Consider the following 12,889-nt stretch of genomic DNA (forward strand, 5'->3'; position numbering starts at 1 on the left):
AATGGAATTTAAAAATATTTTATTAAAGTTATGTAATAGAAATGATTTAACTGATGATGAGGTATATGAAGCAGGAAGATTTATTTTTAGTGGTGATGCTACTGAATCAGAAATAGCAGGAGCACTTTTAGCACTTAAGACAAAGGGGGAAACAGTAAATGAGATAGCTTATATAGCTAAGGCAATAAAAGACTATGCTCCAAAGTTTAGTTATACTCATAAAAATTTATTAGATAATTGTGGTACTGGTGGAGATGGTGCAAATACTTTCAATATTTCAACAACTGTTTCTTTTGTATTGGCTTCTTTGGGGGCAAAGGTAGCAAAGCATGGCAATAGAGCTATATCTTCAAAAAGTGGATCATCAGATGTATTAACTGAGTTAGGAGTAAAAATAGATTTAGATAATGATGCAATGGAAAAGATATTAGAGGAAATAGGAATAGTATTTATTTTTGCACCTAATGTTCATAAGAGAATGAAGTATGTTATGCCAGTAAGAAGAGCACTTAAAATACCAACAGTTTTAAATCTAATAGGACCACTTACCAATCCTTTTGATTTAAATGGACAACTTTTGGGGGTACCAAGAAAAGAATATGTACAAAAGATGGCAGAAGCGCTAAAAATTTTAGGTAGAGAAAATGCAGTAGTAATTAATGGAGATAATAAAGTTGATGAAGCGATATTAACAGGAACAAATTATATATCTATATTAAAGAATGGCGAAATAGAAAACATTGAGGTAAAAGCAAAGGATTATGGTATTAGAGAAGTATCTTTAGAAGAAATAAAAGGTGGGACACCAAAGGAAAATGCTGAAATATTAAAAGCTGTACTTAAGGGGGAAAAAGGACCACATAGAGAAGTTGTAGTATTTAATAGTGCATTAGGACTTATGGCGTGTGGTATAACTAATACTATTGAAGAAGGAATTGAACTTAGCAAAAAAGCATTAGATACAGGAATAGCTTATGAAAAATTAGAACAGTTAATTGAAAGGAGCAATAAAGTTGGAAGGGATATTGGATAAAATCATAAAAGAAAAAGAGAAAAGGCTACCCTATCTTAAAGAAGAAGCTAAAAAAGTTTTTACAGGAAAAAAAGAGAATATATCCTTTATCAATGTGCTAAAAGAATCTGATGATATTGTAATAATTGGTGAATTTAAAAGAGCTTCACCATCAAAGGGAGATATAAATATTTGTAGTCCTGAAGATAAGATACCATATTATGAAAAAGCAGGTTGTGGATGCGTTTCAATTTTAACTGAAGAAAAATTTTTTAAGGGAAACTTTAGCGATTTAAAACGTGGAAGAGAGTTAGTTAGTATACCGATACTATGTAAAGATTTTATTATTGATAAGTGTCAAATTGATTTAGCGAAGGCTAATGGTGCCAATATCATTTTATTAATATTAAAAATTTTAGATGATAACAAGTTTAAAGAATTATATGATTATGCAACAGATTTAGGTTTAGAAGTGTTATGTGAAGCTGCTGATAAAGAAGAAGTAGAGAGAGCATTAAACTTTAATGTTCCTATAATAGGCATTAACAATAGAAATCTAAAGAATTTCAATGTATCTTTTGAAAAGTTAGAAAGATTAGTAACTTATGCAAAGAGTGGTGGAGCATTTATTATCAGTGAAAGTGGAGTGAAAACTGCAGAAGATATAAAAAAGATAAGAGAACTCGGTTGTAGTGCAGTATTAATAGGAGAAACTTTTATGAGATCAGATAATGTTATTGATACTGTTAATAATTTAAGAGGTTGCTAAAATGAAGATTAAAATTTGTGGAGTAAAAGAAAGAGATCATGTAGCTTTATTAGAAAAATTAAATGTTGATTATGTAGGATTTGTTTTTTGTAATAGTAAAAGACAAATAACTATAGAGGAAGCTAAGAAAATATCTAATGGATATAACAATATAAAAAAAGTTGGAGTATTCAAAAATAATTCTAAGGAATTCATTTTAAAAGCTTATAATGAAGTAAATTTAGATATTGTGCAATTACATGGTGATGAAACTGTAGAATTTGTTAAAGATTTAAATATACCAGTTATAAAAGCATTTAATCTAAAGGATAAAACATCAATAAATAAGATTTTAGAATATAGAAATATTAAAAATTTAGAAGGTTATTTAGTTGATAGTGCTATCGGTGGTAGTGGTAAAACTTTTAAATGGCAATGGTTAAAAGACTTAGATACTGATATAAAAGAGAAGCTATTTTTAGCTGGTGGTATAAGCGAAGATAATTTGGAAGAAGCAATGAAGGTAGTAAATCCTATTGTTATTGATTTATCATCATATTTAGAAGTAGAAGGAGTTAAATCTCCAGAAAAAATTAAGAAGTTTATGAAGAAAGTAAAAGAATTAAAAGAGAGGGGCTATTAATATGAGTAAGTATAATTATCCTGATATGAATGGGTATTTTGGAGAGTTTGGTGGAAGGTTTGTTCCAGAAACTTTGATAAGTGAAGTTAAGAAATTAAAAGCATTCTATGATGAAATTAAAGATGATGAAGATTTCAAGAAAGAAGTTGAATATTATTCTAAAGATTATGTAGGTAGAGAATCTCCATTAACATTTTGTGCAAACTTAACAAAAAAGTTTGATGGTGTAAAGTTTTATTTAAAGAGAGAAGATTTAAATCATACAGGATCTCATAAAATTAACAATGCTTTAGGACAAGCACTTCTATGTAAGAGGATGGGAAAAAGTAAAATTGTTGCTGAAACAGGTGCAGGACAACATGGGGTAGCAGCAGCAACAGCAGCAGCTTTATTAAATCTTGAATGTATAGTTTTTATGGGAGAAGTAGATGTAGAAAGACAGAAATTAAATGTTTTTAGAATGAAGCTTTTAGGTGCTAAGGTTGTATCTGTAAGTAAAGGTAATGGTACATTAAAAGATGCTGTTAATGAGGCATTAAAATATTGGGTTGAACATTGTAATGATACTCATTATTTAATAGGATCAGTATTAGGACCACATCCATTTCCTGAAATGGTAAGAGATTTTCAAAGTGTTATTGGGAAAGAAACCAAAAAGCAAATCATGGAAAAGGAAGGCAGACTTCCTGATGCAATAGTTGCTTGCGTAGGTGGAGGAAGTAATGCTATGGGTATGTTTTATCCATTTATAGAAGATACAAATGTAAAGTTATATGGTGCAGAAGCTGGTGGATTAGGTGTACAGACAGGAGAACATGCAGCAACATTAGCAGAAGGAACTAAAGGAATATTACATGGATCTAAAATGTATCTTCTTCAAGATGAAAATGGGCAAGTTAAAGAGCCTTATTCTATATCAGCAGGATTAGATTACCCTGGAGTAGGACCAGAACATTGTATGTTAAGAGATACAAAAAGAGCTATATATGAATCTATAAATGATGATGAAGCATTAGAAGCTTTTGAAATATTAACTAGAGAAGAAGGAATTATACCTGCTATAGAATCTGCACATGCTGTGGCGTTAGCATTTAAAGTTGCAAAAAAGATGAAGAAAGATGAAATTATAGTGGTTAATTTGTCTGGTAGAGGAGATAAAGATGTAGAGAGAATAGGAGTGATTTTAGGTGACAAATATAATTAGTATAAAAGATGCATTTAAAAATGGAAAGGCAGTAATGCCATATGTTATGTCCGGTGAAGATTCAGTAGAAAAAACAATAAAGGATATAAAATTTCTTGCAAAAGTAGGTGCAGATATAATAGAAGTAGGAGTACCTTATTCAGATCCTATTGCTGATGGAGATGTAATTTATGCTGCAGCTACAAAGGCTATAAGGAATGGAATAACAATTAAAGATGTATTTCATATAATAGAAGAAGTAAGGAAAGAAGTAAATATTCCTTTAGTTGTTATGACATATATAAATCCAGTTGTATGTTATGGATTAGAAGAATTCTTTAAAAAATGTAATGAACTTAAAGTTGGAGGTATTATAGTACCAGATTTACCATTAGAAGAAATAGATTTAATTAAACCATATTTAGAAAAGTTCTCAGTTGAATTTATTCCATTAGTGTCTATTAATTCTTCAGAAGAAAGAGTTAAAAAGTTGTGTGAAAGTAGTAATGGATTTTTGTATGCAGTAAGTGTACTTGGAATTACAGGAGAAAGAGGAAAGTATCCTAAGAGCACTATAGATTATATAAGAAAAATAAAAGATATATCTACATTACCAGTAGCATTAGGATTTGGAGTAACAAGTAGAGAACAAGTTGATGAAATTTATAATGATGTTGATGGATTTATAATAGGAACAAAAATTGTGAGATTATTAGAAGAAGAAAATTATGAGGAATTAGAAAAACTTGTAAAGAGTTTAAAGGATTGAGATAATTTATTTATATAAAATTTCACAAAAAGAGGCTGAAGCAATATATTTATTAAGTATTATGCTGCAGCCTCTTTGTAATTTAATATATGTTTAAAGAATAAAGAAATAATTGTTCAAATTGATAATTTATCGTAAGATATTTAATAATTTACTATATTGTGATAAAATAAATTAAATGTTGGGGGTTATTCTAAAAAAAGGGGGACTAAATATGTTTAATATTTTTAACTTGCAGTCATTGGAAGAGTTTTCTGAAATAGCAGAAAAGAATAGTACAATTGACCAAGAAGAATATGATAAATACGATGTTAAAAGGGGTCTTAGAAATAATAATGGAACAGGAGTTTTAGTTGGATTAACAAAGATAGGAAACGTTGAAGGTTACGAAGTTGTTAATAATGAAAGAAAACCAGTACCAGGAACCCTTAGTTATAGAGGTATTGATTTAAATGAAATAGTAGAGGGATTTCAAAAGGAAAACAGGTTCGGTTTTGAAGAAGTTTGTTATCTATTGTTATTAGGAAAGTTGCCCAATAGCAGTCAATTAGAAGCATTTAAGGATATGCTTAAAAATTCAAGAAATTTACCCAATGGTTTTACAGAAGATATGATTTTGAAGGCACCAAGTAAGGATATAATGAATAAACTTCAAAGAAGTATATTAGTATTATATTCATATGATACTAATCCAGATGATAATTCTGTTAAAAATGTTTTAAGACAAAGTATTGAGTTAATTGCTAGAATACCATGTATGATAGCATATGGATATCAAGCAAAATCTCATTATTATGATAAACAAAGTCTTCATATTCATATACCAAGACCAGAATTGAGTACTGCTGAAAATATATTGTATATGATTAGACCAGATAATAAATTTACTAAAAGTGAAGCTGCAATCTTAGATTTGGCTTTAGTAATTCATGCAGAACATGGTGGTGGAAATAATTCAACATTTACTACTCATGTTGTTTCATCTGCAGGAACAGATACCTATTCAGCTATTTCTGCTGCTGTTGGATCTTTAAAAGGAACAAAGCATGGTGGAGCTAATATAAAGGTAATGGCAATGATGAAAAACATAAAGGAAAATGTATCAAACTGGGAAGACAAAGAAGAGATTGAAAGTTATTTAAGAAAAATTTTAGATAAAAAAGCATTCGATAAGAGTGGATTGATATATGGTATGGGACATGCTGTTTATACTATCTCAGATCCAAGAGCAGTATTATTAAAAAAGCAAGCATTCAAGTTGGCAGAGGAAAAAGGAAGAATAGATGAGTTTAATATCTATAAAAATGTAGAAGAAGTTACTAAAAAGATTTTTAAAGAAAGAGGAAGAAATATAGCTACAAATGTGGATTTATACTCCGGTTTTGTATATGATATGTTAAATATACCAGTAGAACTCTATACGCCATTATTTGCTACTGCTAGAGTTGCAGGATGGTGTGCACATAGAATTGAACAAATTGTAGCGGAAAAGAAAATTATAAGACCAGCTTATAAAGGAATTAAGAAAAATGTAAGTTATGAAAAACTTGAAGATAGAGATGAGGATCAATGTTATACATTTTTGCCTAAAGAATAGTGATTAATAATTCAAGAGGAGATATCGCTAACAAATTTTTATTTGTTAGCGATATCTCCTTTTTTTATGGCACAATTCAGTACACAGTTTCGGTTAATTTTCCCTAAAGGGAAAATATTATAGTCCTTAGGGAGGCGAAAGGTACAATTGTATTTATAGATGTATTTAGTGCATATATAAAACTATTATACTTAAGAACTGTGCACTGTGCACTGATAATTGTGCACTGATATATACCTGTGAAAAAATATATGAAAAAATAGGAAAAAATTAACAAATATAATGACAAAAGTTTCCAGTTAATATATAATCGATAGTGAGGTGTATGAAAAAGGGGGGATATTATGATTAAAGATTATAGTACTAGAATTGTTTTATTGGTTCAGAATGCTGAGACAATTTTCACGTATTTTGTGGTGTCTCCGAATACAATAATGAACTTTAATATAAGTAATGGGGATTATAGTTATAATAATTCTAGTCCGGTTTTAAAACTATATTATAAAAATGGGGATACATTTACAGAAGGAGAGACGGTATATATAAATTCATTTGCTGATAGTTGGTACATACATCCTCGTAGACAGGGTATAGATGCATTTGTAAAATTGGGGAGAGTTCTTGAAGATGGTAAATTCGTAGAGTTAGCTAGATCTAATATTATCTCAATTCCAAGAAATTCAGAATCATGGGATACAAACGTAGTATATTCAGATGTTTCTTATAGATTAAGGGAATCAAAGGATATGTTGTATAAGGAAATAGTAACAAATTTATCAAAAGAGTCTATAAGTGAAGCTAAGTAGAGTAAGGAGGAAATGAGATTGGAAAAAGGATATGTTGCATTAGTATTACATTCACATTTACCATTTGTAAGACATCCAGATATAAATGATCCTTTAGAGGAAAGATGGCTTTTTGAAGTGATGTCTGAGTGTTATATGCCTTTATTGAAGGCTTATGAAAATTTATTGAATGAGGGAACAAATTTTAAGGTAACTATGTCAATAACGCCACCTCTTATGGAGATGTTAGAGGATGAATATTTAAATGAGAGGTACTATAAGCACTTGAGGAAGCTGATAGAACTTACGCAAAGAGAAATTGTTAGAACAAAAAATGATGAAAAGATGAATGCCTTAGCATATTTTTATAATGAAAGGTTTATTGAGTTATTAGAAATATACAATATGTATGATAGAAGGATTCTAAATGGTTTTAAAAGATTTTGTGACAGTGGAAATTTAGAAATAATAACTTGTTCAGCAACTCATGCTTTATTGCCATTATTAGAAATTAATGAGGAAACTATAAAAGCTCAATTAACTACTGGAGTTGAAAATTACTATGAACATATAGGGAAAATGCCAAATGGAATTTGGTTACCTGAATGTGCATATACATATAAATTGGAAAGTTATCTAAGAGAATTAGGAATAAAATATTTCATCTGTGAGAGTAAAGGTATAAAATATGGATCACCTAAGCCAAGGTATGGAACTGCAGCACCAGTAGTTACCCCTAATGGTATAGTAGCATTTGGTAGAGATGAAGAATCATCTCATCAAGTATGGAGTTCTTTTACCGGATATCCTGGGGATGTTGATTATAGAGAATTTTATAGAGATATAGGGTTTGAATTACCTATGGATTATATTGGACCATATATTAATGAAGGTGGAATAAGAATTGATACAGGAATAAAATATCATAGAATAACAGGTAAGACAGAAAATAAAGATATATATAATAGAGAATGGGCAATGAATAAGGTGGAAAGTCATGCTAATCATTTTACGCATTCTAAGAATAATCAAATCGAGGAATTATCTAAGAATATGGACGTTACACCAATTTTAACATGTCCTTATGATACAGAATTATTTGGACATTGGTGGTTTGAAGGACCAGAATTTATAGAAAAGTTTATGAGAAAATCTTGTGAGGAGTGGACAAATTATCAGTTAATTACTCCATGGGAATATATAAATAAGTATCCAAATATACAGTATTCTACCCCATCACCATCATCATGGGGAGCTGATGGTGATTATTCTGTATGGCTAAATGGAGATAATGATTGGATATATAAAGAGTTGCATCAATGTGAAGTTGCTATGACGAGATTAGCTAATACTTTTGATAAACCATCTGACTTAGAAAGAAGAGCATTAAATCAAGCGGCTAGAGAATTAATGCTTGCGGAGGCTTCTGATTGGCCATTTATAATAAAAACTAATACAACTGTTCAATATGCTATTAATAGAATTAATGGTCATATAAATAAGTTTTCTAAATTATATGATGATTTAACTAAGAAAGCTATAGAAGAGAAGTACTTGGAGAATATAGAGAGTATTGATAATATATTTAAAAATGTAGATTATTCTTTATATAAATCAAAATAAACTTGTATAATAAAAGAAAATGAAAAGTCCCTAGAGGACTTTTTATTTGTAATTAAACTCTATATAATAAAGCTAAGCGTATTTTACACAAATTAAAGGAGAGATTATTATTAAAGGTTTATTTGATACAAGAGTAACTATTTTAGAAAATGGATTAAAAGTGATATCTATAAAGAAGGAAACTGCTTTAATTGCAATAAATTTAGGGGTGAAAATTGGTTCTATATATGAAGCTAAAAATGAGAAAGGGATATGTCACTTTATTGAACATATGTTGTTTAAAGGCACAAAGAATAGGACAAATAAGGTGCTTAATGATGAACTAGAACAATTAGGTGGTGAGTATAATGCTTATACCGAATATAGTTCTACAGTATACAATATAACATCATTGAAAGAAGAAGCGGAATCGGCAATAGAATTATTAAGTGATATGGTTATAAATAGTAACTTTCCTAAAGCTGAGATGGAAAAGGAAAGAGAAGTAATATTATCAGAACTTAGATCTTCTAGGGATGATATAGAAGAATTATCATTTATAAAGATAAATAATTATGGTTTTAATAGAAGTCCTTTAAAATATGAAATAATAGGGGAAGAAAAAAGGGTAAAATCATTAAAAAGAGAAGACTTAATAGAATTTTATAATAGATGGTATGTGCCATCAAATTGTTGTATATCTATAGCATCATCAATGGAACATGATGAAGTAATAGAATTAGTTGAAAGGTATTTTAGTACATGGGTTGATAAGAAAGTAAGTCATCCAGAAGTTATTATAGAGGATAATAAGCCATTGACAAAGAGAAGTTACAAAAATGATATTGAACAAGGTTCAATTTTGTACTTATACACATTTCACAATTTAACTAAAAAAGAAGAGTTAGCATTAAAAATTTTAGAACATAGATTAGGTTCTTCAAACAATTCTATATTATTTAGAGAAGTAAGAGAAAATAGAGGATTGGCTTATGAAATATATTCAGAAATGAATACATCTAAAGCTATAAAGACGTTATATATTTATACAACAACTAATAAAGAAAATATAAATGAAGCTATGGGGACCATTGATGAATGCATTAAAAAAATAAATAATAGAGAGATAATGTTTAATAAAAAGACAATAGATATAATGAAAAAGATTCTTAAAACAGCAGTAGTGTCAACGTTAGAAGATGTTACAGATATAAGTAACTATGTACTTCATCAAGCGTTGGATAATGAGGAACTATATCAATTTGTTGATGATATGAAAGATATCGAAAATATAGATGCAGAAGATATATACAATGTTGGAATTAAGGTATTTAAGAACCCTACAATACATATTTTACTTCCAAAGGAAAGAGATGAAGATGAATAATATAATTACTAATATAGAACTTTGTAAAAGGAATAAGGAAAGATCTAATATTTATATAGATAATGAATTTGCTTTTGCTGTATCCAATGAAATAATATATAAGTTTCATTTAAAAATAAAAAGTAATATAGATATGGAATTAATAAGAGAAGTTGTAAAAGAAGACAACTATATAAAGGGAAAAGAAACTTCGCTAAGATATATAGAAAGAAGTTATAAAACTGAAAATGAAGTTAGAAAAAAATTATTGGATAAGGAATATGAAGAAGAGACTATAGATAGAGTTATAGAATTTTTAAGAAATTATAATTTTATAAATGATAATGAGTATGTAGAAAGATATTTGAAGGAAAAATTAAAGACTTATGGATATAAGTATGTTTATAATAAATTGATTCAAAAGGGTATAGATAGAAATATTATTGAGACATTATATGAGAATTCTAATAAGGATGATGAAGAAAGTGGAGCTTATGAATTAGCTAAAAATAAATATAAGTCATTAATAAAAAGTGAAGAAACATATTTAAAGGCTTATAAGAAACTATATGATTTTTTAATGAGAAAAGGGTATTCTGTAAACCTAGTGAAAAGTATTGTAGAAGATATTTGTAATAAAGAAGATTTTCTAACAGACGAAAATGATAATAAGATGAAAGATATAGCAAAGAAAAAATATTTAAAAGTTAAAGATAAAAATAAAACAATTATGTATTTAATATCAAAGGGATATGACTTCGATAAGGTTAAAGCAGTAGTTAATGATTTAGCAAATGAGAGGTGAATATGAGAAATATTAATCTAATTGATATATTTATAATAGTGGTATTTATATATTCAATTATAAAGGGAACTATAGTTGGATATTCATCTTATAATATGAAAAGAAATATAGTATCATTTGAAAATGTAATAATATTTTTTTTCAGTTTGATTATTACTATTATTTTAGGAAAAAAGTTTATTATGCCTAATTATATGGATATCGTTAATGGAATATCAAACAAGTTAGGGAATAATATAGGAAGTTTCATAAGAAATGTGCCGAAAGTTACAATTATTTTTTTGTATGTAATAATAAGTATATTTATTATAAATATATTTGTAGCATTTATAAAAATTATTAATAATAAATTAATTTTTAATGCTATAGATAGTATAAATACAAAAGTTTGTAAGAAAAAATTTAGCATTAGATTTTTATTAGGACTATTATTAACAGTGCCTAAAAGTATAATAATTATTGTCGTAACGGTATTTCTTATAAGTATAAGTGGTGTATTAGTTCCTAATAATAAGATACTTAAAGTAGTGGATAACAGCGTATTATATAATAAAATTAATGAAAATGTAGTTTCACCTGTATCTACATCATATGTTTTTAAGTATATTCCAACAATTCTAGATAACTCCTTCAAGATAATTGGATATGATTCTAATTCAGGAGATATTACACTGTACAATGGAGTTACTATAGAAGATGGAATAAGATCCAATAGTGATATAGATAAATTTGCTATTGAGCTTACTAAAAATATGAAAGGTGATATAGCTAAAGTTGAAAAGATATATATGTGGATAAGCTCTAACATAAAATATGATTATGAAAAGGCAGGAAACATAATGGAGGAGAATTACGTAAGCGATTCTGGAGCAATACCTGCTTTTAATAGTAGAAAAGGAGTTTGTTTTGATTATTCGTGCTTATTAGTATCATTTTGTAGGGCGATAAACATAAAATCAAGAATTGTAACGGGAGAAGGCTTTACAGGAACTCAATGGGCACCACATGCTTGGAATGAAGTATATTTAGAAGATGAAGATAGGTGGATAAATGTAGATACTACATTTGCTACTAGCGGATATTATTTTGACTCATATAATTTTGACAAAGATCATATAAAAGAATCAGTTATCGGAGAATGGTAATTAATAATATATATATGTTTTATTTGAAAATCTACATCATTAAATGAAATAAGATAAACAACTTCTAACATAAGTTTCTTATCAATGTAGATTGTTTTTTAGAACTTATATATATAACGAAAATAGGCTTTCGAAATAACAAATGAAAATTTGCTAACGAAAGCCTATTTTTTAAATTCACAATTGGCGATTCACAACAATCACAATTACGGGAGGGGCTGTCGCACAAAGGAGTTAGATCAGAGTGCGGCAGTTTTTTTATCAAAATAGAATATCAAGGCACAAGTATATATCAGTGCATAGTTGTCAGTTCACAGTTATGGATGAAATTCCCTTTGAGGAATTTCTGAGATTTTAAGTGTGATAATTTTGTGCATAGAATAAGTTAGTTTTTTTAAGATAGTTATATTTTATATATAACTATCACAAGGGGCTAATGAAGGCTGTGCCTTCATGTAGCTTGAACTAGAAGCTCTTGATTCGTAAAAAACAACACTTAAGTATAACAGTTCTATATATGCACTAAATACATCTATAAATACAGTTGTACTTCGCCGTCCGCAGGACTATAATATTTTTCACCACAGGGGAAAATTAACCGAAACTGTGCACTGTGAACTGCTTTAACTGTGCACTGAATTGTACCTTGTGCCATATAACCTGTGCCCTGTCTTCTGACATAAAAAAAGGAAGTATCGCTAACAACTTTTTATTTGTTAATGCGACACCTCCTTGGATTTTAAGATATAGTAGTACTAATTTGTTGGTTCCTTTCTTAGCTTTTTTAAAATTAAATTTATAGCCTTATCACAATCTTCATCATCAGGATTTAATGCCCACGCAGTATTAAAGTATATTAAGGCTTTTTTGTTATTAAGAGAATGAGCGTAGCAATATGCTAAATTAAAGTAGTACTTAGAATCAGTTTTTAAGGCCAAGGCTTTATTTAATAGTTCTATTGCATCAGTATATTCTTTGAGCTTTATATGACAAACAGCAGCATTATATAATGCATCTGGTTCATTTTCTCTTATCTCAAAAGCTTTTTCATATAAAGATAGAGCTTTTTTGTACTCTTTTTTTGCATAATATAAATTTCCTTCATCAAAATAATTCATATATACCTCCTTGATAGAATTTATATTTAAATTATGGACAAAATAGAATTTTTAATTCACAGGTATTAGATAATTGTAATTTATTATATTGAAGATATGTAATTATTGTGTATATA

12 protein-coding genes are annotated in these 12,889 nt (G+C 28.4%); 11 read left to right on the forward strand and 1 reads right to left on the reverse strand.

Annotated features, from left to right (window positions below):
• Position 1: 1 nt before the first annotated feature.
• The 11 genes from trpD to KQI30_RS01970 all read left to right on the forward strand — a co-directional run bounded on the left by trpD (position 2) and on the right by KQI30_RS01970 (position 11,655).
• Positions 2–1,033 (forward strand): anthranilate phosphoribosyltransferase, encoded by a 1,032-nt coding sequence (trpD, locus tag KQI30_RS01920; RefSeq protein WP_216461466.1) that lies wholly within the window; start codon positions 2–4, stop codon positions 1,031–1,033.
• Complete coding sequence (locus KQI30_RS01925; protein ID WP_216461467.1) at positions 1,014–1,781, forward strand: indole-3-glycerol phosphate synthase TrpC; 768 nt, start codon at positions 1,014–1,016, stop codon at positions 1,779–1,781. The genes trpD and KQI30_RS01925 overlap by 20 nt, the downstream gene beginning before the upstream one ends.
• Position 1,782: 1 nt before the next feature.
• The gene (locus KQI30_RS01930) at positions 1,783–2,403 is read left to right on the forward strand and encodes a phosphoribosylanthranilate isomerase (protein WP_216461468.1); all 621 of its coding nucleotides are present in this window, start codon (positions 1,783–1,785) and stop codon (positions 2,401–2,403) included.
• Between the two features lie 25 nt (positions 2,404–2,428).
• Positions 2,429–3,607 carry a tryptophan synthase subunit beta gene (trpB, locus tag KQI30_RS01935; protein WP_216461513.1) on the forward strand — a complete coding sequence of 393 codons (1,179 nt, stop codon included), beginning with the start codon at positions 2,429–2,431 and terminating at the stop codon, positions 3,605–3,607.
• Complete coding sequence (gene trpA / locus KQI30_RS01940; RefSeq protein ID WP_216461469.1) at positions 3,591–4,355, forward strand: tryptophan synthase subunit alpha; 765 nt, start codon at positions 3,591–3,593, stop codon at positions 4,353–4,355. The genes trpB and trpA overlap by 17 nt, the downstream gene beginning before the upstream one ends.
• A 214-nt stretch (positions 4,356–4,569) precedes the next feature.
• Positions 4,570–5,952, forward strand: coding sequence for a citrate/2-methylcitrate synthase (locus KQI30_RS01945; protein ID WP_216461470.1), 1,383 nt, complete (start codon positions 4,570–4,572; stop codon positions 5,950–5,952).
• Between the two features lie 344 nt (positions 5,953–6,296).
• On the forward strand, positions 6,297–6,758 hold the full coding sequence (locus KQI30_RS01950) for a DUF4912 domain-containing protein (protein WP_216461471.1): 462 nt from the start codon (positions 6,297–6,299) through the stop codon (positions 6,756–6,758).
• Between the two features lie 18 nt (positions 6,759–6,776).
• Positions 6,777–8,360 carry a glycoside hydrolase family 57 protein gene (locus KQI30_RS01955; RefSeq protein WP_216461472.1) on the forward strand — a complete coding sequence of 528 codons (1,584 nt, stop codon included), beginning with the start codon at positions 6,777–6,779 and terminating at the stop codon, positions 8,358–8,360.
• A gap of 106 nt (positions 8,361–8,466) precedes the next feature.
• Complete coding sequence (locus KQI30_RS01960; protein WP_216461514.1) at positions 8,467–9,726, forward strand: M16 family metallopeptidase; 1,260 nt, start codon at positions 8,467–8,469, stop codon at positions 9,724–9,726.
• Positions 9,719–10,510: a recombination regulator RecX gene (gene recX / locus KQI30_RS01965; protein ID WP_216461473.1), complete on the forward strand. Its 792-nt coding sequence runs from the start codon at positions 9,719–9,721 to the stop codon at positions 10,508–10,510. The genes KQI30_RS01960 and recX overlap by 8 nt, the downstream gene beginning before the upstream one ends.
• Positions 10,511–10,512: 2 nt before the next feature.
• Positions 10,513–11,655, forward strand: a complete 1,143-nt coding sequence (locus tag KQI30_RS01970; protein ID WP_216461474.1) for a transglutaminase-like domain-containing protein — start codon at positions 10,513–10,515, stop codon at positions 11,653–11,655.
• A gap of 755 nt (positions 11,656–12,410) precedes the next feature.
• Here the strand turns inward: KQI30_RS01970 and KQI30_RS01975 are convergent.
• Positions 12,411–12,773 (reverse strand): tetratricopeptide repeat protein, encoded by a 363-nt coding sequence (locus KQI30_RS01975; protein ID WP_216461475.1) that lies wholly within the window; start codon positions 12,771–12,773, stop codon positions 12,411–12,413.
• Positions 12,774–12,889: the final 116 nt, after the last annotated feature.

Origin of the sequence: Clostridium bornimense (assembly GCF_018917145.1) — a bacterium.
In the GTDB taxonomy this organism is placed as follows: domain Bacteria; phylum Bacillota; class Clostridia; order Clostridiales; family Clostridiaceae; genus Clostridium_AN; species Clostridium_AN bornimense_A.

Bases quoted from the DNA above. Each gene is read 5' to 3' on its own strand.
- trpD (WP_216461466.1), top strand. From the start codon at position 2: ATGGAATTTAAAAATATTTTATTAAAGTTATGTAATAGAAATGATTTA.
- KQI30_RS01930 (WP_216461468.1), top strand. From the start codon at position 1,783: ATGAAGATTAAAATTTGTGGAGTAAAAGAAAGAGATCATGTAGCTTTA.
- trpB (WP_216461513.1), top strand. From the start codon at position 2,429: ATGAATGGGTATTTTGGAGAGTTTGGTGGAAGGTTTGTTCCAGAAACT.
- KQI30_RS01945 (WP_216461470.1), top strand. From the start codon at position 4,570: ATGTTTAATATTTTTAACTTGCAGTCATTGGAAGAGTTTTCTGAAATA.
- KQI30_RS01950 (WP_216461471.1), top strand. From the start codon at position 6,297: ATGATTAAAGATTATAGTACTAGAATTGTTTTATTGGTTCAGAATGCT.
- recX (WP_216461473.1), top strand. From the start codon at position 9,719: ATGAATAATATAATTACTAATATAGAACTTTGTAAAAGGAATAAGGAA.
- KQI30_RS01970 (WP_216461474.1), top strand. From the start codon at position 10,513: ATGAGAAATATTAATCTAATTGATATATTTATAATAGTGGTATTTATA.
- KQI30_RS01975 (WP_216461475.1), bottom strand. From the start codon at position 12,773: ATGAATTATTTTGATGAAGGAAATTTATATTATGCAAAAAAAGAGTAC.